The sequence below is a fragment of the Vibrio ishigakensis genome (genome assembly GCF_024347675.1).
Taxonomy (GTDB): Bacteria; Pseudomonadota; Gammaproteobacteria; order Enterobacterales; family Vibrionaceae; genus Vibrio; species Vibrio ishigakensis.
The window spans coordinates 584,652-609,489 of the sequence record NZ_AP024881.1 but is presented as its reverse complement, the minus strand read 5'-3'; the positions used below and the strand labels follow the sequence as shown (position 1 = coordinate 609,489).

The 24,838-nt window shown below is 46.0% G+C and carries 18 protein-coding genes and 1 pseudogene; 3 read left to right on the top strand and 16 right to left on the bottom strand.

Features of this window, described 5'->3' with window-relative positions:
- Window positions 1-316: 316 nt before the first annotated feature.
- Window positions 317-1,624: a dicarboxylate/amino acid:cation symporter gene (locus Pcarn_RS02875; RefSeq protein WP_261834899.1), complete on the bottom strand. Its 1,308-nt coding sequence runs from the start codon at window positions 1,622-1,624 to the stop codon at window positions 317-319.
- Window positions 1,625-2,067: 443 nt separating this feature from the next.
- On the opposite strand from Pcarn_RS02875, the gene Pcarn_RS02870 reads away from it, so the two are divergent.
- The gene (locus Pcarn_RS02870; protein ID WP_261834898.1) at window positions 2,068-3,066 is read left to right on the top strand and encodes a substrate-binding domain-containing protein; all 999 of its coding nucleotides are present in this window, start codon (window positions 2,068-2,070) and stop codon (window positions 3,064-3,066) included.
- Here Pcarn_RS02870 and Pcarn_RS02865 read toward each other — a convergent pair.
- From Pcarn_RS02865 to Pcarn_RS02840, 6 genes are all read right to left on the bottom strand, one after another.
- Window positions 3,059-4,285 (bottom strand): ABC transporter substrate-binding protein, encoded by a 1,227-nt coding sequence (locus Pcarn_RS02865; RefSeq protein WP_261834897.1) that lies wholly within the window; start codon window positions 4,283-4,285, stop codon window positions 3,059-3,061. The genes Pcarn_RS02870 and Pcarn_RS02865 overlap by 8 nt on opposite strands.
- A gap of 16 nt (window positions 4,286-4,301) precedes the next feature.
- Window positions 4,302-5,150: a carbohydrate ABC transporter permease gene (locus Pcarn_RS02860; RefSeq protein WP_261834896.1), complete on the bottom strand. Its 849-nt coding sequence runs from the start codon at window positions 5,148-5,150 to the stop codon at window positions 4,302-4,304.
- A complete protein-coding gene (locus Pcarn_RS02855) occupies window positions 5,150-6,043 on the bottom strand; it encodes a carbohydrate ABC transporter permease (RefSeq protein WP_261834895.1) in 894 nt (297 codons plus the stop codon). The genes Pcarn_RS02860 and Pcarn_RS02855 overlap by 1 nt, the downstream gene beginning before the upstream one ends.
- Window positions 6,044-6,212: 169 nt before the next feature.
- On the bottom strand, window positions 6,213-7,283 hold the full coding sequence (gene galM / locus Pcarn_RS02850) for a galactose-1-epimerase (protein WP_261834894.1): 1,071 nt from the start codon (window positions 7,281-7,283) through the stop codon (window positions 6,213-6,215).
- Window positions 7,284-7,289: 6 nt separating this feature from the next.
- Window positions 7,290-8,444: a galactokinase gene (gene galK / locus Pcarn_RS02845; RefSeq protein WP_261834893.1), complete on the bottom strand. Its 1,155-nt coding sequence runs from the start codon at window positions 8,442-8,444 to the stop codon at window positions 7,290-7,292.
- Between the two features lie 11 nt (window positions 8,445-8,455).
- Complete coding sequence (locus tag Pcarn_RS02840; RefSeq protein ID WP_261834892.1) at window positions 8,456-9,511, bottom strand: UDP-glucose--hexose-1-phosphate uridylyltransferase; 1,056 nt, start codon at window positions 9,509-9,511, stop codon at window positions 8,456-8,458.
- A gap of 257 nt (window positions 9,512-9,768) precedes the next feature.
- Here Pcarn_RS02840 and Pcarn_RS02835 point away from each other — a divergent pair, with 257 nt between their 5' ends.
- Entirely contained in the window at window positions 9,769-11,112 is a 1,344-nt protein-coding gene (locus tag Pcarn_RS02835) for an MATE family efflux transporter (RefSeq protein ID WP_261834891.1), read from the top strand.
- 25 nt (window positions 11,113-11,137) lie between these two features.
- Here Pcarn_RS02835 and Pcarn_RS02830 read toward each other — a convergent pair whose 3' ends face one another.
- The 6 genes from Pcarn_RS02830 to Pcarn_RS02805 all read right to left on the bottom strand — a co-directional run bounded on the left by Pcarn_RS02830 (window position 11,138) and on the right by Pcarn_RS02805 (window position 20,598).
- On the bottom strand, window positions 11,138-13,264 hold the full coding sequence (locus tag Pcarn_RS02830) for an alpha-galactosidase (protein ID WP_261834890.1): 2,127 nt from the start codon (window positions 13,262-13,264) through the stop codon (window positions 11,138-11,140).
- 43 nt (window positions 13,265-13,307) lie between these two features.
- Window positions 13,308-14,393 carry an ABC transporter ATP-binding protein gene (locus tag Pcarn_RS02825; RefSeq protein WP_261834889.1) on the bottom strand — a complete coding sequence of 362 codons (1,086 nt, stop codon included), beginning with the start codon at window positions 14,391-14,393 and terminating at the stop codon, window positions 13,308-13,310.
- Between the two features lie 36 nt (window positions 14,394-14,429).
- Window positions 14,430-17,522, bottom strand: a complete 3,093-nt coding sequence (locus Pcarn_RS02820) for a beta-galactosidase (protein WP_261834888.1) — start codon at window positions 17,520-17,522, stop codon at window positions 14,430-14,432.
- Between the two features lie 8 nt (window positions 17,523-17,530).
- Window positions 17,531-18,343: a carbohydrate ABC transporter permease gene (locus Pcarn_RS02815; protein ID WP_261834887.1), complete on the bottom strand. Its 813-nt coding sequence runs from the start codon at window positions 18,341-18,343 to the stop codon at window positions 17,531-17,533.
- Window positions 18,344-18,345: 2 nt separating this feature from the next.
- Entirely contained in the window at window positions 18,346-19,272 is a 927-nt protein-coding gene (locus tag Pcarn_RS02810; protein WP_261834886.1) for a carbohydrate ABC transporter permease, read from the bottom strand.
- 63 nt (window positions 19,273-19,335) lie between these two features.
- Window positions 19,336-20,598, bottom strand: a complete 1,263-nt coding sequence (locus Pcarn_RS02805; protein WP_261834885.1) for an ABC transporter substrate-binding protein — start codon at window positions 20,596-20,598, stop codon at window positions 19,336-19,338.
- A 683-nt stretch (window positions 20,599-21,281) separates the two neighbouring features.
- Here Pcarn_RS02805 and Pcarn_RS02800 point away from each other — a divergent pair.
- Window positions 21,282-22,211 (top strand): O-antigen ligase family protein, encoded by a 930-nt coding sequence (locus Pcarn_RS02800; protein ID WP_261834884.1) that lies wholly within the window; start codon window positions 21,282-21,284, stop codon window positions 22,209-22,211.
- Between the two features lie 57 nt (window positions 22,212-22,268).
- Here the strand turns inward: Pcarn_RS02800 and tnpA are convergent.
- From tnpA to Pcarn_RS02785, 3 genes and pseudogenes are all read right to left on the bottom strand, one after another.
- Window positions 22,269-22,659, bottom strand: a pseudogene (gene tnpA, locus Pcarn_RS02795) (IS200/IS605 family transposase).
- A gap of 201 nt (window positions 22,660-22,860) precedes the next feature.
- Window positions 22,861-23,892: a tetratricopeptide repeat protein gene (locus Pcarn_RS02790; RefSeq protein WP_261834883.1), complete on the bottom strand. Its 1,032-nt coding sequence runs from the start codon at window positions 23,890-23,892 to the stop codon at window positions 22,861-22,863.
- Window positions 23,893-23,906: 14 nt separating this feature from the next.
- Entirely contained in the window at window positions 23,907-24,836 is a 930-nt protein-coding gene (locus Pcarn_RS02785; RefSeq protein WP_261834882.1) for a type II secretion system F family protein, read from the bottom strand.
- Between the last annotated feature and the right edge of the window lie 2 nt (window positions 24,837-24,838).

Sequence of the window (24,838 nt, the reverse complement as noted above, 5' to 3'; positions counted from 1 at the left end):
TCACTCTGCCAGTGATGCAAGGCAAGCCGCCGTAAATACCTCCCTATAGGCTTGGTTTCGGCATCCTTGCCTCAAACACTTGCCTGCACCAATGCCTGCCGCTCACTTACTCCGAGGTATCAGCGATGACTCTGAGCCATACTAAGCCGGAGTTCCCACTGATACTCGCGCTGAAGAGCGATTGATGGAGCAAGGTGTCGCTCGCAGGGAGTGACTGGCTCAAAGGAAATTTTACGCCCCCTGTAATCCGCGGAGAACCTTTTTTATGGCACTAAAAAAGGGAGCATACGCTCCCTTTCTCAATTGGCTTTTTCTGTTACTTGCTAGTAACTGGGTGAAGATGAACTTCTTCTTCTTTCTTACCCGCTTCAGGATCATTGAACTTATCAATATCCATAGCACCTTCAGACTTACCAACGATACAAGTAACGGCACTGTCACCTGTGATGTTAACTGCGGTACGAATCATATCTAGTAGACGGTCAACACCCATGATTAGTGCGATACCTTCTAGAGGTAGACCAACCTGGTTAAGCACCATAGCTAGCATGATTAGACCAACACCAGGAACGCCTGCCGTACCGATAGACGCTAGAGTCGCAGTCAGAACTACTGTTAGGTAGTCACCCATAGTCAGGTCGATGTTAAACGCCTGAGCAATAAATGCTGTCGCAACACCCTGCATGATAGCGGTACCATCCATGTTGATGGTCGCACCAAGCGGTACTGTGAACGATGAAACGCGGTTGTGAACACCAAGACGGTGGGTTGCCGTTTCCATTGTTACCGGAATCGTTGCGTTCGAAGAAGCCGTTGAGAATGCAAACATGATTGCATCTTCCATCTTCTTCAAGAAATGAATTGGGTTAAGACCCGTAGTCACTTTTAGGATAATTGGGTAAACAATTAGACCTTGGATTAGAAGTGCAGCAGTCAGAACTAGGAAATAGCCACCTAGGTTCATGATTGCACCAAGACCAATGGTAGTGAACAGCTTCGCCATCAGGAAGAACACACCGTATGGTGCAATGTTCATCAGAAGCGTTACTAACTTCATGATTACTGCATTTATGTCTTGGAAAGCTGCTGCAACACGCTCACCTGGTTCGCCACAAGCACTGATAGCAATACCAAATAGAAGAGCAAAAACAATGATTTGTAGCGTGTTACCCTGAGCCATAGATTGGATCGGGTTAGTCGGGAACATGTCTACGATAACCTGGCCAAGAGACGGCGCTTCAGTTGCAGTGAAGGTCGTTGCTGCGGTTAGGTCAGCACCTGCACCTGGCTGGAACACAGTACCCATGAAGATTGCCATTGAGATAGCGATCATGGTGGTTACAAGATAGAAAGCTACGGTTTTGCCGCCAAGACGACCAAGAGTTGAGATGTCTTTCAGTGAGCTGGTACCGCAAACTAGTGAAACGAACACTAGAGGTACAACTAGCATCTTCAAGCTGGCAATGAAGATTGAGCCACCTACATCGAATAGGCCGTTTACAAGATAATCATGAACGAAATGATTCTCGGCAAACGTTAAGCGAATGATAAAACCTGTCAGTATCCCTAGAACCATACCGAGGATGACTCGGGCAGTCAGAGACAGTTTCTTATCAGTATTCATCTGTGAACACTCCTTTATATTGTTTTTTTATTGAGCTTTGAACGGCTACAAAGTCGCGACGAAAGTTATCAGACCTCTTCACGAAATCTATTATCATTCGGATGATTATTCATCGTTATTTGAAGCCAATCACAAATCAAACCTCCCTGAACTCATAATAAAAAACATCAAGTTTACAAAACAAAAACAACAACGCTCATTAATTGAACAAATTTAAATCGTACTCAGGACTAGTTGCAATCTTGAATATATGCATTCCATTTTTGCAATCTATAGGTTTGCATAGAGTCAGTGAATAACAGAAAAATTTGAAAACGTTTTCAATGAGTTAAGCCTCTGTATTTAAGCGATCTATCGCAAATATCGAAACCAAACTCAGGCTTTGATTGATTCGTTTACACAGCCAGAGTTAGAGTAAGGGTTCAGTTGGGTAGGAATGACTTATGGCCACTATAAAAGACGTCGCAAAATTAGCGGGCGTATCGGTTGCAACCGTCTCTCGCGTTACAAATAACAATCCAAAAGCGAGTGAAAATTCAGTCAAGGCCGTTCGAGCTGCGATGAAAGAACTTGGCTATCGTCCGAACGCAAATGCCAGAGCTCTGGTTAGCCAGACAACCAATACCTTAGGGGTTTTGGTAAGCGATGTGGCTGACCCATTTTTTGGCTCTATGGTTGGGGCTGTAGATAAAGTGGCCCGTGCCAATGGTAAGCACATACTCATAGGCAATGGTTACCACTCAGCCGATGAAGAAAGGCGCGCTATCGAGCTTCTTATTAATAGTCGATGCCAAGCACTGGTCATTCATGCTAAAGGGATCTCAGATAAAGAACTGATCGACTACGCCAACGAGGTAAAGGGACTGGTGGTTATTAATCGCCATATTCCAGAGATCGCCTCTCGCTGTATCTCATTAGATAACTATAAAGGTGCCTATATGGCCACCGAGCACCTGATTGCTCAGGGTCACTCTCAGATAGCCTGTATAGCTTCCTCTCACCAGATCTCTGACTCGGAGGAGCGTGTGGCAGGTTTTGAAGATGCAATGAAGGCAAATGGTATCGAGTTGAACCCACACTGCATTGAATATGGAGAGCCGAATAACCAAGGGGGGGAGTCAGCAATGACTAATCTTCTGGCCAAGTCTCTGCCGATCACGGCTGTGGTCAGTTACAACGACTATATGGCGGCGGGTGCCATGTCGGTTATTGAAAATAATGGCCTGTCTACCCCTAGGGATATCGCCATTATCGGCTTTGATGATGGTCTGATTGCGCGCTATGTAAAACCGCGTCTGACTACAATTCGCTACCCAATCACCTTAATGGCGGAAAAGGCCACCGAACTAGCACTGCAACTGGCGGCGGGCACCGCCAGCAGCAATCATCCACTTAGATTCTCCCCTACTCTAGTAAAGAGAGAATCGGTCAACACTATTTAAAGGTTCTAGCGCGGGTGCGCTCCAATTTTTGCAAGATTTTATCGATGCGATCTGGGTGCACCATGAACTCTTGGAACCCTTTCATCCCCTCTTTTGCCATCGCAGGATCCGTGTCTCGGTCGTAGAACTGAGCGGTACCGTCTGACGAGGCCAGCATCTGTACCCCTTTATCTAGGAATGGGTCAGATTTTGCTTTGGCTTTATTGTTGGTCGGGATCTGTAGAAGCATTTCGTTAATCAACTGCTGATTCTCCGCCTGAGCCACAAACTCTAAGAACTTACGCGCATCTTCTTTGTTCTTGGCCTTAGAAGGAATATGTAGGGTATCCATTGGGGCATCCTCTGCCATACCCACCTCAGGATTGATCACAGGGAACTGGAAGAAGCCCATCTTGCCGTCAAGCTCGGCTGGGAAGTTAGGGGTAATAAAGTTACCCATCAGATACATGGCCGCCTGTCCGTTATATAAGAAAGGCTGCGCTTCTTGCCAAGAATAAGAGGCGTGATTTTCAAGAAAGTAGCCCGGCTCCACTAGCTCAGCCCAGTTAGCAAAGGTCTGTTTTACTCTATCGTCGGTGTATGCCACCTTGCCATCCATCAACTGGATATGGAAATCCAAGCCATTGGTACGCATGTTCAAATAATCGAACCAGCCGGCCGCAGTCCACAGATACTTAGTGCCTATGGTAAATGGCGTAACATCGGCTTTCTTAAGCTTGTCCGCTGCTGCTTTTAACTCATCCCAAGTCTTTGGTTCAGAAATGCCGTTGGCCTCGAAGATATCCTTGCGATAATAGATGCCCCATTGGTAATAGGTGTAAGGCACACCATATTGCTTACCGTTAACACTCATCGCTGGCATAGCGGCAGCAAAATCAGCCGCCATATTGTTTTCTTGCCACATATCGCTGACATCCTCAAATAAACCTCTGTCTACAAAGGTCTTCATGCGGTTGCCGGCATACCAAAACACCACATCAGGTGGAGAGGTCACGAGCCAGTTACGTATGGTGGTCTTGTAAGACTCATGGTCATACAGGTTGTACTTAACCTCGATATCTGGGTTGGCATGCTCGAAGCGTTTAACTATCTCAGCCCACGCCTCTTTGGGGGCGGGATCTGAGGCATCTGAATTGATAACTAGGGTTCGAGCAAAGGCGCTAGAGGAGAGCGCCACGCTGAGCCCTATGGATGCGGCTATCAGTTTCACGTATTTCATAGGTTTGTTTTCCTTGTTATTTGGTTGCTCCTAGCGTCAACCCTGCGATGAAGTGTCGTTGCATAGTAAAAAATAGAACCACAGGAGGGATGGCGGCCACTACCGCGCCAGCAGACATGAACTGCCATGAGGCAAGCCACTGCCCTTGAAGTGAGCTCAGTCCTGCTGTGACAGGGCGAACCTCATCGCTCTGCACCAGAACCAATGCCCAGAAAAAATCATTCCATATAAAGGTAAACACCAAAACCGAGAGGGCGGCCAATGCTGGCCTTACCAAAGGCACCACTACATATACAAAGATGCGCCACTCTTTTACCCCTTCAACTCGAGCCGCCTCAATCAAGGCATCGGGAATTCCGACGATAAAATTACGCATAAACAGGGTGCAAAATCCTGCCTGAAAAGCGATATGGAAGAAGATCAACGCCCAGTGGGTGTCATATAGGCCGAATGAGATAGTGAGGTCACGTACCGGGATCATCAGAATCTGAAACGGAACGAAATTCCCAGCAATAAATAGCGCGAAGATCCAGATATTGGCTTTAAAGCGAAATTTCGCCAGTGCATAGCCAGCAAGGGTGGAAAGAAAGACTGCCCCAGCCACCGCAGGCAAGGTGATCAATACACTATTAATCAGATAATCCGCCATAGCGGTAGAGATAAACACCTGCTGATAGTTCTCTACCATCTGTATCTGTTCAGGCCATCCCCAGTAATTCCCTTTGTTAATGTCCTCGATAGAGCGAACTGAGGTAAGCATGACTGCAATCAAAGGAAGCAACCATAAAACCAAAGAGATAGGCACAGCCACTCGGTAGCTGATATTGGCCAAAGGGCCGGACTTTTGAATAGGAGTTGGGAACATTATCTTTCACTCCTTAGCATGCGCCAAAGGAAGTAAGCGATATAGATATCCATAATAAGGAACAGCACCACCGCCACAGAGGCGCCATAACCCATTCGATAATTAAAGATGGACTCTTCGTACATCTGATAGGCCAGCACGGTAGAGCTGCCCCAAGGACCACCTGCAGTCATGGTCGCCACCAGGTCAAAGGAGCGCAGCGCCCCTATCACTGTCACCACGATGGCAATAAAGGTGGCCGGTCTTAGTTGTGGCAATACGATAAACCACAGCATTCGCCAACCGCGAGCACCATCCAGCCTAGCCGCCTCTAGCTGTTCTGGGTCTAGATTATTAAGGCCGGTAAGATAAAGGATCATGCAGTAAGAGATCTGTGGCCAAAGCCCAGCGGCGATAATACCGTAAGTGACCAGGTCTTCATCGGCCAAGATAGAAACAGGGGAAAAACCCAGCTGAGTAATAGTGAGGTTAAACAGGCCAAAGCTCGGATCATAAAACCAAGCAAAGACTAAACCCACCACCACTTGCGAGATAACAAAAGGAAAGAAAAACAGCGACTTGATAATGCGAATGCCAAATATCTGTTGATTCAGGAATAGGGCAATAGCAAGGCCTATGGGTGGCGCGAGCATAAAGAATACCAGCCACAAGGTGTTGTTCTTCAGAGAGGTATAGAAGGCATCAGAATCGAATAGCTCTCGGTAGTTCTCTAGACCTACCCAAGTTTTCTCTCCCAAACCATCCCATTCATAGAAGCTAAGCCAGACACTCTGAAAGATGGGATAAATGACGTAAACCACAAACACCAACATGGCTGGCAATAGAAATAGCCAGGGGGACCACTGTATCGGTTTTTTGAGGACGAGTTCGTTTGACTCTATCTGCTTGGGCATCCAGTTCTCCAATCGAGAGTGCGCCTTTTTATGGCAACTTGAGTGTAGTCTGTATGAGGAAATTCGTAGCAGTTAATGCTAGTTTTGTTACCGATCTAACAAAATCGTGCTAGTTCCAAGCAATTGAAAGGAAAGAAAAAAGCTCGCAAGGTTTGCGAGCTTTGAGGTTCTAAGCGTTTACCACGAACTGATAGATGGTGGAGTGGAAATACTCTTCATCTGGTCTCAATACAATATCCCCTTGAGGCCACTGTGGATGATTAGGACTATCTGGAAGATATTGGGTCTCAAGGGCTAGGCCTGAGTGATTCTCATATTTTCCACCACTGCGGTTTGGGTTACCCGCCACAAAGTTGCCCGTGTACAGCTGAACAGCAGGCTTGGTGGTGAATAGCTTCATAGTTAGCAAGCTATCTGGCGAGGTCACGGTAGCCGCACATTCCCCAGTTAAGCAGTCTCTATTGAGCAAGAACGAGTGGTCATATCCAGAGACCTGAACCTGCTGCTGCTCAGAAAGCCAGTCTTGTGCCACCAACTTAGGGCTTCGAAAATCAAAGCTGGTCTCCTGTACTGAATCTAGCTCTCCTAACGGAATGCCATCATCAGCGATAGGCAGATACTGTTCGGCGTTGATACTCAAGATATGACTCAAGCAATCTTCACCACTTTCTGCACCCATCAGATTAAAATAGGCATGGTTGGTAAGGTTTACTATGGTTGGCTTGTCAGTCTTAGCGCGATAATGGATCTCTACCTGGTTATTGTCGGTAAGCTCATAGGTAAGAAGTACCATCAGCTGGCCAGGGAAACCTTGATCACCATCTTGTGATACCAAAGAGAACACTACTTTTTGTTCACTGGCAGACTCTACAACCCAGCGCCTTTTATCAAAGCCCTCTTTGCCACCATGTAGAGCATGCCCGCTTGTGTTTACTGGCACCTGATAGGATTCGCCATCGATCTCAAACTGACCCTTATTGATGCGGTTGGCATAACGCCCCACAGTCACACCAAGAAAGCCATGACTCTGTTGCACTTTTTCCAAGGTATCGGTGCCGAGAAGCACTTCACGCATCTCTCCCTTTACTGGCACCTGACAGCTGAGCCAGGTTGCTCCAAGATCCATAAAGGTGGCAACTACCCCGTTGGCATTTTTAAGTTGAAACACCTTGGCCGGCAGACCATCGCTGGCCAGGTGCTGAGTCATACTCTGCATTAGATTAGATTGTGGGGTTGTCATATTGCTTTACCTTACTTCTCCTGCACCGTCTTTTGCCTGACAGATATAAATGGATTCTTTTAGACCAGTAGCAGCTTCATATTCTGCTTCTACTGTTGTGACTATGGTCTCTACCAAACTAGGCGGTACCAAGGCCACAATACAGCCGCCAAAACCGCCACCTGTCATGCGCACGCCACCTTGGCGACCGACAACCTTAGCGACCATATCTACCAGAGTATCCACCTCTTTTACCGTTATCTCAAAGTCATCTCGCATAGAAGCGTGAGATTGCTCCATTAATTCCGATAGACGAGAAAAATCCCTCTCTTTCAATGCCTTTGCCGCTTCCAATGTACGTTCGTTCTCTGTGATAACGTGACGAGCTCGCTTGGCTACAACCTCACTCATATGCGGCAGTTTGGCATCGAATAGCGCCATATCCGCATCTCTTAGCGCCTTAACCCCAAGGATTCTTGCCGCCTCTTCACATTGCTGGCGCCTAGTATTGTATTCACTGTCGACCAAACCACGCTGTTTATTGGTATTAATGATCACCACAGACAAAGCCTCTGGCATTGAAACCAGTTCAGTCTCTAGGGAACGGCAGTCCAGAAGCATCGCATGATTCTCTCGACCGACCGCTGAAATCATCTGATCCATGATGCCGCAGTTACATCCCACAAACTCGTTCTCTGCCTGCTGGCCATTCAAAGCTATCTCTGCTTGAGAAATATCTAGCTGATACAGGGTTTTGAATGTCTGCCCTACCACCACCTCTAGGGCAGCAGAAGAGCTAAGCCCGGCTCCCTGTGGCACATTCCCGCTTACCGAGATATTCGCTCCACCGAGCTTATAGCCTCTCTGAATAAGGAACTTCACCACACCTCGAATATAGTTCGCCCACATCTTATTTGGTTGAAATTCAATCTCTTGAGTTAAATCGAACTCGTCGACGTCATTGCCATAATCTACCGAAACCACCTTAACTAGGTTGTCGTCTCGTTTAGAGGCGGCAATCACCGTTTGATAGTTAATGGCACAGGGCAAGACAAAGCCGTCGTTATAGTCGGTATGCTCACCAATAATGTTGACCCTGCCAGGAGCCTGGAATATATGAGTTGCATCCTCGTCAATGACTTGTGAAAAAGAGGTTTTTACCGCATCAATCAAGTGTTCCATCGTTTTAGTCTCTATTTTTGTTCTTTGTAATGAATATCGCTTAAATCACGCAAACGCTTCGCGGCTTGCTCTGCTGTCAGGTCACGCTGAGATTCAGCCAACATCTCATAGCCCACCATAAATTTACGAATAGTAGCGGAGCGCAGAAGCGGTGGATAAAACAGGGCGTGCAGTTGCCAGTGCTCTATATCCTCTCCCTGCTTAAAAAACGGTGCATAATGCCAACCCATAGAGTATGGGAAAGAGCATTGGAATAGATTGTCATAGCGGCTAGTCAGCTTCTTAATCGCAACGGATAAGTCGTCTTTTTGATCTCCGGATAATTCGCTCATACGGCGGATATGGGCTTTAGGCAGAAGCATGGTTTCGAAAGGCCATGAAGCCCAATACGGGACGACTGCAAGCCAGTGCTCTGTCTCTACTACTGTGCGTTGCCCATCTTTAAGTTCGGCGTTGACATAATCCACCAGCAGATTAGAACCCTGTTGCTGTTGATACCCTTTAAGTAGCTTATCTTTGCGTTCAATCTCATTAGGTAAAAAGCTGTTTGCCCAGATTTGGCCGTGAGGATGAGGCTGTGAGCATCCCATCGCCTCCCCTTTGTTCTCAAATGCTTGCACCCAAAGGTACTCTTTTCCGAGCTCTTCTATCTGTTCATTCCAGGTATCGATAACAGCGCGAATATTCTCAAGTGGAAGTTCAGGCAGGGTTTTACTGTGGTCTGGAGAGAAGCAGATTACTCGGCTTAACCCCCTAGCACTTTGCGCCTTAAATAAAGGGTTGGTGGTTTCCGGTGCGTCCGGTGTATCTGGCATTAGAGCTGCAAAATCATTCTGAAACACATAGGTGCCCTGATAATCCGGATTTACATCCCCTGAGATACGGGAGTTAGTTGGGCATAGGAAACAGTTCTCATCATAAGAAGGCGTCTCTTGCACCGGAGGCTTCTCATCCTGGCCACTCCATGGGCGCTTCGCTCTATGTGGGGAGACTAAGATCCACTGACCTATTAATGGGTTGAAACGCCTGTGCGGGTGATCCACAGGATCAAATTCAATCTTTGACATCTAAACTTCTCTAATTGGATTGCAAGTAAGCAAGCCAAACCGGTTTTGGGTAAACATTTTCATGCTCCCTTTATCCAAATAAGGCTGATTAACTAAGGTTCAGTGTAGCAACCTTTCCTCAACTCAAACCGTGATCAAGCCGATAAGATGTAAACGTTTACATAAGTAGTAATTAAAAATGAGATATGCCCCCATAGACAGTGCATTTTTTCCTAGAAGGTGGCTATAATCCCGAGCCCACTAATCGAGTTAACACTATGTCCGCCTCAAACTCATCCATGAACAAGCGAATGAATATTGTGACCCTTACTTGGCCAATATTTATTGAAGCCCTGCTACGCAACGCGCTCAATACCAGTGATGTATTTATGCTCAGCGGATATTCGGATCTTGCTGTATCTGCAGTCGGGGTTATCGCACCTATCAGCTTCTTTATCATCATTGTATCCATGATGGTGAGCACAGGTACTGGCATCCTTATCGCCCAATATAACGGAGCAGGACGAGAGCAGGACTCAAGCGAGGTGGGGATCGCAAGTGTAGTATTAGGTGTGGCTGTGGCACTGCTATTGGGAGGCAGTTTCTTCCTGTTTGCAGAAAATATAGTTGGGCTGTTTGGCTTGGAGCCTCAAGTTCAAACCTACGCCTATCAATATCTGATCATCAGTGGTAGTTGTGCAGGCTTTGTCACCATGAGCGTGGTCTTCTCCACCATAATGCGAAGCCACGGCTACTCGCGCTCACCTATGGTGGTGAACCTTATCTTCGGCATTCTGAATGTCATTGGTAACTACTGTGTGCTCTACTCTCCATTTGGTCTGCCTGTATATGGCGTGCCAGGTGTGGCGACAGTGACCGTTGTCAGCCAATTGCTAGGGGCAATCTCACTGTGGATCCTCCTTGGTAAGAAGCAGCTGAAACCGGCGATAGACAGAGCACGCCTGGTTGCACTGGATACCTATAAAAAGATCCTACGCATTGGGGTTATGAATGCTGGTGAGGTGCTCTCTTATAACCTAGCCCAGATGGTGATCGTCTATTTTGTGGTGCAGATGGGAACGGCCTCACTCACCGCCTTTACCTATGCGCAGAACCTTGCAAGGCTTACCTTTACCTTCTCTGTCTCTTTAGGCCAAGCGAGCCAGATACAGACCAGTTACTTCGTAGGTAAAGGATGGAACGACACCATATTAGGTAAGGTGCAGAAGTACTTCATCGTTGGCTTTATTGCGTCGGTCTCCATCAGTGCCATCTTCTATCTATTCCACCAGCCAATATTGAGTCTGTTTACCGATAACCCAGAGGTTATCGAGATAGCGGCAGGTCTGATGCTTGGTTCTATCCTGCTAGAGGGGGGACGAGTATTTAACCTCATCTTTATCTCAGCCCTAAAAGGGGCCGGAGATGTGAAGTTCCCAGTTCAAGCGGGCATTGTAAGCATGTGGGGGCTTGGAGTAGCGCTGACTTACCTATTCGGTATTCACTTTGGTATGGGTGCGATTGGCGCTTGGCTGGCAATCGCAGCTGACGAGTGGGCAAGAGGAATCGTTATGGCGTTTCGCTGGCGCTCTCGTCGCTGGGAAAGATTTAAATTGGTTTAGCCCCAGAAATTGGGGCTAATGCCTATCAAAGCTTTTGAAAGTGAAGCAATAAGCAGGTCTCTGGATCCTGAATAGGTAGGGTCAAACCAAGGTGTTTAAGCTCACTGCCACTTACCTCTAGCACCTCACCACCCATAAGCGCCTGCACCCAGTTTGGCTGGCGCTTCATTAAGCTGATGCTTTGCATCGGAAAGTCCACCAACTCCACCCGATAGCGTGCGTTCTCATCGAGCATAGAGAGCAAAATGGGTTCTGGAAGCATGTACTCTGGCATCGTTTTTTGGCAAACCGCTAATAGCACTTGGCTCTCATCAAACACCCCATAGGCATTACGAGAGCTATCACTGCTATCCAGATGGAAGCTATTTCCTGAGTGAAGCAGGGTTCTAAACCTCTGGTGCATTCGTATATAGCGCGCAAAGCCCGCTTGCTCCTGTTCCCCTTCTTTCACCGGATCCAGCTCCACTCCCATATGACCAAACAGAGCAGTAATTCCACGCAAATTAATGTGATGTTGTCTTCGGGTGGTATGGCTATGATGTGGGCCGATATGCGCTCCCATCACCTCTGTTGGGAAGAAGATACTCATGTTCTTCTGTATGGTTTGGCGCTCTAGGGCATCATTGCAATCGGAGCTCCAGAATCTATGGGTACGCTTTAGGATCTCATAGTCCATGCGCCCTCCACCTGATGAACAAGACTCTATCTCTACATCTGGGTGTGCTTCTCGTAGCTTATCCAACAGGCGATATACTGCGAGTGTCTGCCCATGGATAGCGGCACTCTCATCGTGACTGGCTTGCTGAAGTTCACGGTTCATATCCCACTTTAGATAACCGATATTGTGCCCTGAAAGCAGTGCATCTAATCGTGAATAGAGATAATCAAAACAATCTGTATTTTGCAGATCTAGCACCAGTTGGTTGCGCCCGGTTACCAATGGATAGCGCGTATCGGCAAGCACCCACTCAGGATGACTGCGATAAAGATCAGAATCAGGATTGACCATTTCAGGCTCCACCCAGATGCCAAACTCCATCCCTAAATTGTTTACATGCTCAATAACCGGCGTCAGTCCATTTGGATACTTTTTCGTATCCAATTCCCAGTCTCCAAGCGCCGCCCTGTCATGGTCTCGCCCCTTGAACCAGCCATCATCTATGATGAATCGCTCAACGCCGATATCTGCAGCCTTGGTTGCCATCTGGCAGATATAAGCAGGGTTATGGTCAAAATAGATTCCCTCCCAAGTGTTGAGATGAACAGGCCGCACTTTATCTGGTTCAGACTGAAGTAGATGTTGCCTCACATAGCTATGGTTAGCTTGTCTGATACCGTTGATGCCCTTATCGCTGTAACTTGCATACAAGGTAGGTGTTTCGTAGCTCTGTCCACCATCAAGGCTAACCTCACCTGGCATCAACAGCTCACCACTTTGCACAAATCGCCTGCCATCACTTTTCGCCTCTGCTCGCCAAAAGTGGTTGCCACTCCAACCGAGATGAAAGCCCCACACCTCACCAACCTGCTGTGAAAAGTTAGCGCTTCCTAACAAACATCCAGGAAAGTATTCATGGGAGGTTCGGCCACGTCGGTTCTCTTGTGAAAACAACCCGTGATCTAGAGTTTGTCTGTTCGATTGAAACTCACGACTCCAGCGTCCTGAATAGGATTCTAGCTCTTTGGCACGATACGGCAGTGGAATAGTAAGTGCTATTTTGTCTAGCTGATACGTCTCTTGACCTTGATTGGTCAGGGTGATCTTTTTACTCAGCACACCGCTTACATCATCAAGCCTTAAGAAGATACTGAGTTTGAGCTGAGACACCTCATCAAGGCAGTTAATCTCAGCTTCACTGCCATTGTGTGTATGGCTTTGATAGTTAAACTGAGGTGCCCAATCCTTTCCGTGTCTGTGCCCTTCTATGCCTGAACTGCCATAGCTACCTCGGCCTATCTCGGGGCAAAGGGTTACTGGCACATCCACATCTAACCTTGCCTGCATCACTCCTCTATCTTGGGTTTTGAACAAGCTACTAGGATCGGACATTTCCATAAGCCGACCGCCCCAATAGAGGATCTCTGGAGCAGGTTTAAGCTTGATGACTAATGAGGTGGATTGGCTATTGAGTTGCAGTAGGGAATCAGACATTTGAATTCTCAAGAAACAAAAAAGGGGCACAATGCCCCTTTAATTACAGATTGGTAATGCATTTGCCATCAGAGAATAGATGGCAGTTGTTTAGGTCAAAGTTAAGCTCTAGCTCATCGCCACGCTTCACATCCATATCGCCACCGACATGCACCTTGAAGTTGTCATAGCCACCCACTTGGCCAAATAGATAGGTACTGTTGCCAAGACGCTCCACCGCATGGGTAGTAAAGTGAAGTGTGTGCTCACCTTTTTTGTCGATAAACAAGTGCTCAGGTCTCACACCAAAGTTCACCTTATCGCCCTCACTAATGCCCGTAGTATCAGCCTCGATAGTAAATACCTGCTGATCTGGAGTGCGAATAGTCAGCGCACTGTTAGATACTTCCACTACCGTTGCCGGCACTATGTTCATCTTAGGTGAGCCGATAAAGCCGGCTACGAATTCGTTTGCTGGACTATTGTATAGCTCTAGTGGAGAACCTACCTGCTCAATATTGCCCAGACGTAGCACCACGATCTTATCGGCCAGCGTCATCGCTTCCACCTGATCGTGGGTTACATAGATCATGGTGTTTTTCAGCTCTTCATGAAGCGAGGCTATCTGCAAGCGCATATCTACGCGCAGCTCGGCATCTAGGTTAGAAAGAGGCTCATCAAACAAGAACACCTTAGGGTCTCGAACTATGGCTCGACCAATGGCTACGCGCTGACGCTGACCACCAGAAAGCTCTTTTGGTTTGCGCTTCAGAAGCTCTTCCAGTTGCAGGGCTTTGGCCGCTGCCACCACCTTAGTATGTACTATGCCCTTATCGACACCATTCATACGCAAGCTAAAGCCCATGTTTTCCTCAACCGTCATATGCGGATAAAGGGCGTAGGTCTGGAATACCATGGCGATGCCGCGCTCGGCTGGGTCCACATGGTTTACAACCTCGCCGTCTATCTCGAGCGTGCCAGAGGTGATCTCCTCAAGGCCAGCAATAAGACGCAGCAGGGTCGACTTACCACAGCCAGATGGGCCTACGAACACCACAAACTCGCCATCTTTAATGTCTAGATCAACACCATGAATAATCTCTGTCTTTCCGTAGGCTTTGACTAGGTTTGTCAGTTTAATATCAGCCATTAATTTGTTCCTCGTATCCCCTAAAGGGATTTGTTCTTATTTTAGGGTTACGCGATAGCGGTACTGTTTCTGTTTGAGCAAGAACTCATCATGCACACTGCGACTCCATGAGTCATCACCACCTATACCCATATGGAAACCATCTACGCGAACATACAGCTCGTCGCTAGGTTGTAGCTCATTAATATGCAGAGCCCGGGTTAGGTTTTGTTGGCTATATCGACTCACCGCGAAATGGAAACGACCCGCTAACTCTAATCCACCTAGCTTGGCGTGTTTCACATCGCATCTCAGACCATTTTCACTTGGGAATACATAATCGGTATGCATCTCTTCTATGCTCTGACGGTGCTGCCCAACCCAACTAGAAAGCTGTCGGTCTGGATAGTTTTCGTGTGGCCCTTTACCAAAGAAGTGTACCTCGGAAGCCTTGTCACTGACTGTGAATTCCATCCCTATTCTAGGAAGGCTAGGCATACCTTGAGCGATATTCACTTCCACATCGACTTCGATTTCACCTTTATTATCAACTCGATAACGCCATTGGCTCGCGATGACATCACGCCCATGAGCGCTATACACAAAGCGTGACTCAACCAGACAGCAGTCATTTAGCTGATGGGCATTGAAGCTAGTGCATCGTCTTTCTAAATCCATCACACCCGCTGTTTTCCAGATAGCGAGCCAGGTATTTGGATCCATCTTGTCCGCTTCACTAGTGCCGATATCGTTGTCGATAGGTGCTCGGTAGAAATTGTCCACTGGGGCAGAGTTTAGCTTAGACTCTCCGTTGGCAACCCACTTAGTCAGAAGACCTGACTGTGCGTCAAACTCAACCTCAAAGTCCTTCCCCTCAATTCGGCTAATACCATCAAGCGGAGCCAAACTAGGAGCCTTATTTTCAGCCTTATGCGATAGCTCTAGGCTTGCACAACCCGGCAGCTCGAACTGCTCCCATGCGGTGGTTAAACCTGCATCAGCCCAAGCAAGGTCTTGGCACAGGCTTACCTCGAGATTCAGGTGATACTCTTTATTCGGTTTAGGCTTAGGAAGCTCTTTTAGCAAGGTAGTGAGCTGATACCCTTCAGGCGCAATCTCTACCTCAAGCTCCCCACTTTCAATGACCACCCCGTCTTCGGTCAGTTGCCAAACAAGGCGCTGGTCTTTAATGGTTTCAAACAGGTACTCACTCTGCATCTGGATGGTCAGGGGCTGGGTTTCGATAAGCTTGAACTGAATAAACTGCTGCGCCTTTTTCGCTTCAATCACGCTAGGGTGTGGCGTTCTATCGGGAGATACTAAGCCGTTGATGCAGAACTGTCTGTCATTGATGGTGTCACCAAAGTCACCACCATAGGCCCAATACTTATTGCCCTGCTCATCGACTTTTTCTAGGCCCTGATCAACCCAGTCCCAGATAAAGCCACCCTGCAGGCGAGGATACTCACGAAACGCCTGCCAGTATTTATAAAAAGCACCAAGGCTGTTACCCATGGCATGAGCGTATTCACACATGATAAGTGGGCGCTCTTCGTTTGGCAGGCTGATCCAGCATTTGATGCCTGGCTTGAGATAATCTGGCTCTCCGACATCAGGGTAGCGTTGCTCCCCTTCCACCAGCGGATACATTGGGCAGATAATATCGGTCGCTGCGGATTGAGAACCGCCGCCTTCATATTGGATGGGTCGGCTCAAGTCTCGCTGCTTGGTCCACTGATACATAGCATGATGGTTGGTACCTAGCCCAGACTCATTGCCTAGGGACCAGACAATGATACAAGCGTGGTTTTTATCGCGCTCAACCATGCGAGTCATGCGTGCCATATAGGCATTCAGCCAACTCGCATCATTAGATAAGCGCCCCATAGGCTCTTGGCCATGAGTCTCGATATTGGCTTCATCTACCACGTATAAACCATATTCATCACAGAGTTGATACCACAAAGGATGATTGGGATAGTGGGCAGCGCGCACAGCATTAAAGTTATGCTGTTTGATAAGCTTGATATCTTGAATCATATCCTCTCGAGTCAGGGTATGGCCTCGATGCGGATTATGCTCATGGCGGTTCACGCCGCGAATAAGAAGCGGTTTCCCGTTGAGCTTCAATAAGCCATCGCTTATCTCTACCGCTCTAAAGCCTACGCGATAGGACTCAGACTCGACATGCACTCCATCTCCGTCCACAAGACTCACAATCAAGGTGTAAAGATTCGGTGCCTCAGCACTCCATTTCTTTGGATTCTCAACATAAAGTCTATGCTGAGCTTTATCCTTCCAGCGTCCTCTTTCGTCAGCGAGAACCGTAGCGGTAGGTTGCACATCAGCCTTAGTCACTTCACTGCCGTCTCGATCAAACAGTTGAATAGAGACCTTATGCTTGTCACTACATTGAGTAAGAATAGTTTCAACCTTTAGCCAAGCATCTCGGTAGCAGGCGTCTAGTTCGGTCTGCACAAATACATCGGCAATACTTTGCTTTGGTTTTGCCAATAAGGTTACGTCACGGAAAATCCCGCTCAGCCACCACATATCTTGGTCTTCAAGATACGAGCCATCACTCCAGCGCATAACCATTACTGTAATTTGGTTAGTGCCCTCTTTGAGATAAGGAGAGAGATCGAATTCAGCTGCCAAGCGACTGTCTTGGCTATAGCCTACCCAAAAACCGTTACACCAGAGATGGAATGCAGAGTTCACACCGTCAAAGATGATGCGCGTGTCTAGCTCTTGCCAAATTTGTGGAAGCTCAAACTGGGTGCGATAAACACCGGTTGGATTGTCACTCGGTACATATGGCGGTTGGTTTTCAAACGGATACTTAACGTTGGTGTAGATAGGCTTATCGAAGCCTTGAGTTTGCCAGTTGTTTGGCACCTGCATCTTGTGCCAGTCGCTCTCATCCAAGCCGGGCTCTATCACTTGGTGTGGCACCTGCTCTGGCTGGGGAAACAACATGAACTTCCATTCGCCATTTAGACTTAGCTGACGGTCTGATAGCCCTTTCACCAATGCCTGCTCTGTGCTCGAGTAGGAATTCAGTGGAGCGTGGGCTGGCAATCTGTTGATGTCAAAAACCTGCTGATTTTCCCAGTCTCTAGATTCGATAATTTGCTTAAAAGTCTTCATGTTAGATCCTATTTCACTGAGCCTGTCAGTCCAGCAACGAATTGTTTTTGCATCAAAAAGAACACAGCCAGTGTCGGTAGAGTCGCCAATACAGTGCCAACCATGATCACCCCATAATCAGGAAAGTAGGATGATGACAATGAGGATAGAACCAAGTTAATGGTCTTAAGATCCGGTGATTGGAGCGCTATCAAAGGCCAAAGGAAGTTATTCCATGAGGTCATAAACACTATGATAAAGGCCGCTGCATAGGTGGATTTCATTACTGGCATATAGATGAAAAAGAAGATGCGCCACTCGCTTACCCCATCTACGCGCGCAGCATCAATGAGCTCTCGAGGAAACGCCTTAGTACTCTGTCTGAAATAGAACACGATAAATACCGAGGCAACGGTCGGCAGAATCACCGCAGCATGAGTATCTAGAAGCCCAGCTTTCGCCATCATGCTAAACAATGGAATCATAAGGGCCGCAAACGGGATCATCATGGTTAATAGCAAAGCATTGTAGAGGTTGTCACGGCGCTTACTCTTATACACCTCAAAGCCATAACCTGCGATTGATGAAATGAGCAAGGTCAGTGCGGTAGAGATAATCGCTATCTTGGCCGTGTTGTAGAGGACAAGAGGCAAGTTCACCATCTCACTGAGCTTAATGAAGTTTTCAATAAGATGTGGTCCAAAGCTGAACTTCCCCATATTGATCTCAGAAGTGGTATTGGTACTCGAGATGATCATCCATAGAAATGGAAACAGAGAGACAAAGGCCGCCACTGACAAAAGCACGTACATACCGATTTTGGAGATTTGATATCGATTCATGGTTACTTGTCCTTCGCCACTTTAAATTGTAAGAACGCCAAGATAGCCGCGAAGAATACAATCACGTAAGAAACCGTGGCCGCATAACCAAAGTTAGGCACAAACTTGAACGACAGGTTGTAGATATAGAGCGACAGCGTCAGAGTCTCGTTCGCGGGTCCCCCTTGTGTCATGTTCATGACCTCATCGAATATCTGCAATGTGCCTATGGTGGACATAATAGAAGTAAACAGGATCACCGGCTTCAACAGTGGCACTGTGATAAAGAAGAACTGCTTGGTCGGGCTCACCCCTTCGATTCTAGCCGCCTCATAGATGGATTTATCTATGTTTTGCATCGCTGAGAGATAGAAGATCATGTTGTAGCCGGTCCAACGCCAAGTGATGGCGATGATAATCATCACCTTGGCCCAGAACGGGTCTGTCATCCATGGAATCGGATCAGATATAATCCCCACCCACATCAAAGATGAATTAATAATGCCATCCAGAGAGAACATGCTCTTGAACAGAATCGAATAAGCCACCAGCGAGGTTACGCACGGCAGGAAGATTGCGAGGCGAAAGAAGCCTCGAAATTTGAGATTCGGTTGATTCAAGCAAGAGGATAAGATCAGCGACAGCAAGATCATTATCGGCACCTGAACGATTAAGAAGATAAAGGTATTGGTCAGTGCCTTGATAAACACAGGGTCGTTAAACAGACGCTCAACGTTGCCAAGCCCGACAAAGCGGGTTACTACCCCACGTCCAGAGTGGAGCGACATCCAAAGGCTGTCCAAAATCGGATACAGCATAAACAGGCCAACCAAGGCAACGGCTGGCAAAACAAAGGTCCAGCCATTGATATCGTAAAAGCGATGAAAGCTCTGACGCTGTTTCTTTTTCTTGGGCTGGATGAGCTCTGGCGTTTCTACATGACTCGTCATAGAGATACCACTAAGGCCTCAGCTGCGGCTGAGACCTTTTGTTCATAAATTTAGAGAAGGAGTTTAGTAAGCAATGCTGTATTTCAGCTCTTGCTCAACATTAGTCAGCAATGCAGAAACTGGCGCACCTTGCATAATGGCTGGCAGTTGTGCCGCCAAGGCCGCATCAACTTCATAGGTGTACATGCCATAGTTCACAGATGGGATCTCTTGCATCCACTCAGAGAACTCAGCGAACACCTCCTGCCCACCAAAGTACTCTTGCGGCTGCTGATAGCCCTTAGAGTCTTTAGAAGCTGCATAGGAACCAACCGCACCACGTTCTACCAAGATTTCATCATAGAAAGCTGGGTTGTTGGTGTAGGTATCCTTAAGGAACTTAATTGCTTCATCTTTGTTTTTAGAGGAGCTCAAAACATACCAACTAGAACCACCAAGGTTAGAGGCGTTCTTCGAGCCTTCGATATCGAGACGCGGAGTCGGTGCAACCGCCCATTTGCCTTGTTGATCGTTCGCGGCCTTAACAGAACCTGTGATCCACACACCTGTAGTGATCGTTGCCGCGCGGCCACTGTTGATAGCACCAACCCACTCAGACCAGCCAGAGTTAGGTCTAGTAATGCCGGAGGTGAAGAGCTCAGCATAGGTCGATAACGCCTTTTCTAGCGCCTTATTGCCTTCGATATTCAACGAACCATCTTCGTTGAAATACCAAGAGCCCGCCGATTGAAGCATTACTCGCACTAGCCCCATATCAGACGGATCATATACGGCGAAAGAAATGCCAGTTTTTTCCTTAACCACCTTACCGATTTCAATGAAACGATCCCAGGTAATGTTTTGCAGGTCTTCAGCTTTAAAGCCTGCTTTTTCAAGAATATCGGTGCGGTAGTAAAGACCAGTCACCCCTGAATCAAAAGGTACCCCATAAACATCCGAGCCCATGGTCATAAGGTTTACCTTATAAGGAGCAAATTGAGAGTGGTCCACCTTACCCGTCAGCTTCTCAAAAGAACCAGGATAAGATTGAAGGTATTTCTGTGCGTTATAGTCTTCAATCAGCACAATATCAGGCAGTTCCGAGGTAACCCTTGAAGCCAGCATGGTATGAAGTTTTTGTTCGATATCGGCTTTAGCGTAGTCGATAACCTGGATATCAACGCCTTCATTGTTTGCTTCGAACTCAGAGGCCGCTTTTTCCATGATGGCGACGTTAAAATGAGGGTCCCAAGCCCACACCTTCAACTCACCGGCAAATGCGACATTCCCTAGGCAGGCCGCACTTACTGCAGCGGCTACCATACCTCTTACCATTTGTTTCTTCATGTGTGTCATCTCTTTGTTATTGTAATTGCAACGATATTGAAAACGTTTACACCAAGAAATGTAACATATGAATTCTCTCCCAAGGTAAGATCTGACGCCCAAAATGAGCCAAGTAAATACTTGTTCTAGAGGTTTGATGAATGAATTGAGGGGTGGGTCACGGTAAACGTTTGCATAGAAAGCAGTGTCTCTGTTTTCGATTCTGATATAGACTGAAGAAAAGGAATTACAAACAAAGAATCATGGATAGATACGCTGTTTGGATTAGTAAAAATCTTTTAGTCATCAGTCTTATAGGTATTGCTGCTTTTAGTTTTAATTTGTTTATATTTAGGGATGAAAGTATTCTTCTCTACGACTACAAGCGGATATTTAGCTGTTTCATGCTCATTCTCGCCTCTGGTTGTCTGGTGGTGTCCGCATCTGTCAGAAATGCGGTTACATCAAGTCTTCGCTCACTATCTAATAGCACTTTAACAATAATTGCATTGTTATTACTATTTGCACTTTATGCCAACCTTAATGGTTTCTATAAAATTCGGGGACTTGTCGACTTTCTACACTTTTTAGGGCTGATCTTACTGTGTGCGAATGTTTCTAGAATAAAGCCTAACAAATATACTTTTGAGTTACTCACTCTAATTGTAGTTCTCTGTTACTTGTCCGTTCTATTAGGTTTTGTTGTGTCTATTCTATATGGAGATGGAGAAAGCATTTGGACAATATTGAGTTATTCAAATCCAAGGTTTATGAACCAAGTACAGATTTGGTTATTTGTACCTTGTCTTTTCATCGCACTACACTTCAATAAAATAAAATATTGGATTCCATTTATCCTGAATTACTCACTAGTCTTTGCTTTAGATGCTAGAGGATTATTCATTGCATCAACCTGTGGCCTTATACTTTGGGCTATATTGGATAAAAAACTAAGAACAAGAATATTAAAAGCTATAGTTATTGGAATTACACTTGGATATATTACCAAGTGGCTAACACTAGAACCTTTTCCAGCATATTTATTTACTGGAGAGTTTGCAGTGAGCGGTCTTTCAATCCGCACGTCGGATTCTGGCCGCCTTCATTTGTGGGATTTCGCGTTTACAAATCTATCTTTTTGGGGGCACGGTGGTGATGCCTTTGCGTGCAACTCCCCCGTCAATGCAAGACCCCACAACTCTCTAATTCTAGTTGCGTTTAATTGGGGGTTAATTCCAGCTATATGCTATTTGATACTAGTTGCTAACCTACTAATAAATGTAATAAAAACTAACAATGCAAAAGTAAGGATGTGGGGAGTTTCACTCTTATCAGGAGTTGCCTACAGTTTTATATCAGGTGTTCTCGACTCTCCCTTGAGCCAACTTTTTGCTGTACTTACATTAGGCATGCTCTGGTCCAACTTTACGAAACGCACACAACACAACAAAAATAAACTGATAAGTATATTTATAATCGTCCTATCATCTTTGGTAATTTTCACTGTGAGCTTCAGAATATTAGACAGAATTGAAAACAAACACTTCCTAGCAGATAGTTATGTTCCAGAAATATACTTCCCCCAATTTTGGTTAGGTAATAACTGTGTAGGAACCACTAAGAGAATTGAGTAAAAAAACACCTGTTTGGCAGGTGACTTTGAACTACCCACCTATATGGGGCTCACCGCCCTACTTCAATCCTAACATCATTTCGCGCTCTTCTTCTTGCTTCGCGACCTTATCTTGATGCCTTATACCCTCTAATTATCTCTTCACCAGCTCCTACTGAGTCAACAAAGTAGCCTGGTTGCCAAAAGTGATACCCCATAGCTTATTCTTTCTCAAATAAGGGAACTTCGAGAATAGCCTGATCGCTGTTCTTCCTTTCACGTAACCTATGTAGTCTGAAACGCTCAAACTAGGTGGTAACCTAACAACTAAGTGCACATGGTCTACCTGAACATTGAGTTCGACCAGCTTTGTTCTTTATCATACTCGAAAACACATAGATGCTTCGATAGACTTCTTTGCCAGCATTACCCATCAAAATTTTAAATATGTATTTGGGTGTCCATAGTATGTGGTTTTGGCATCGCTAAAAGAAATGCGAGCTTGATTCGTATCTGCTCATGTTATTTATCCCCTTTTATTGCTGGTAACAATCAAAGAGATATTTAACATGTGCACACTGCGGGCATAGTCGAAAAAGAATGATCACCACCTCCATAAGAGGTGGTTTAAGTCTGACAACAAAAAAGCCACCTGACGGTGGCTATAACTTCTATCCTTTAGTTTCAATTGGCTCGACCTTTCTCAGCCTTACTTCTGCAAGCGCCCTCTCTAAGTTTTCATTAGCTACTTTGTAGTACGATGGATTCTTGTCTATCGCCTGCTGAAAGTACGGGATTGCCTCTTCCGGATCACCTCTAAGCATTACAAAATAGCCAACGTTATTAAGAGCTTCGGGCTCACTCATATTTCGTTTAAAAATATTTAAAGCCTGACGATTATCGCCTAATGCAATATAGATAAGAGCTAAATTATTTAGGGCTTTCTCATTACCCGGCTCCTTTTTCAAAGCTCTATTGGTAATTCTTTGAGCGAGATAGTAACCACCACTCATATAATGAGAATACCCAAGATTCACTAAAGCTTGTATGGAAGTTGGTGCTATTTCCAAAGCTCGCTCATAATATCTTTTTGCTAGATCATGCTTTTGTTCAACATCAGACAAAACACCCAGTCCCATATAACTTCTAAAAGGGCTCTCTGAATCATATGGAAGAGCACGCAAAGTATCTTCAGTAACATCTGCATAGCTAGTAAGTGTATTGGGGTTGTTTAAGCGAACTTGGTCTGCGTTGATAGCTCTGAAAAAGTAGGCTTGCCCCTCATCAACTAAGCCTTGCTTCGTATAAATAAGCCCCAACTCCTCAAGTGGTTTTACACCATTGGGATCTTCATCGATTGACTTAAGATAAGCTTTCTCGGCAAGAGCAAGGTCACCCTTAGCAGCATGAATACGCCCAATCGTATATAACGTTTTAGCTTGATGCGTTGCATCCTCCAAAGACAGTGAACGGATATACTCATACAGAGCAAGGTCATAGTTCTGCGACGTAAGAGCTCTATCACCACGCTCTAGAGCTTCTTTTTCTGTCTTTGGGGGTTCTTGATTAGTCAAAGACTCTATCGGCTTCCCTGAGTACAACGCTTCATCAAAAGTGGATGCATTTTGACTATCTGATGCACAACCTGATAAAACTAAACCTAGAGTTGCCGACAAAACCAATTTTTTAAATCTGAATTCCATCTCATGTTCCTTTGCTATTTTAGCGCATCAAAAAGAGTCATTATTCCTGGCCCCAAAGCCACTATAAAAAAACAAGGCCAAATAAATATCACCATCGGGAACAGCATTTTGGTGGGTATTTTGGCTGCTACTTCCTCTGCTTCTTGGGTTCTCTTATCTCTATAATCCTCAGTGTAGTCGCGTAGAGTTTGCGCAATACTACCGCCAACTTTTGCTGCATGTGAAAGCATTGTTACTAACCCTGTCAACTCCTCTACACCAGTTCTATCCACGAGTTCTTTGAACGCCAGAGGCATTTCTATACCTGCTTGAATTTTCGCACACACAGTTTCTAATTCGAATGCCAGATCGGGGTGGCTTACCATTAACTCATCACCGACTCGCTTGAGAGCCGCATTGAAGCCAAGACCAGACTCGGTACACACAACCAAGAGATCGAGGGCATCAGGAACTGCAGCCTTTACCCTATCTTTTCGTTCCGAAACCATCTTTGCCAAGACCATATTAGGTCCGAATAAACCACACCAAAGACAGACAATAATTATGAGGGTCATGAAACTGGATTCATTCAATAAAAAATAAACTGCAGCTGAGAGAAACAAACCCACTAGGGCTGAAATTAGCTTGAGAGCATAAAAAATTTGAAGTGAGTTTTGATCATGATAGCCAGCTTGTATCAATTGCACCTTAACACTTTGTCGTTCCTTTTCAGAGTTAGGTATCATTATTGGAGCAACACTCTCAAGTGCGGCATACTTGTCAGAGTCGCCCCCACTTTCATTGCTAAGGCTTTTTAATTTACGTTTGAGAGGTGAGTTGATACCTAAAACAAAAAGACCAACGGTAAAAACAAGCATCACCGTTCCGGCAAGCACCATAAAAAGAAATATGTTTTCTCTAGTAACTAAGGTTTGCACAAAGCTAGAATTTAGTAATCCGTCCATCG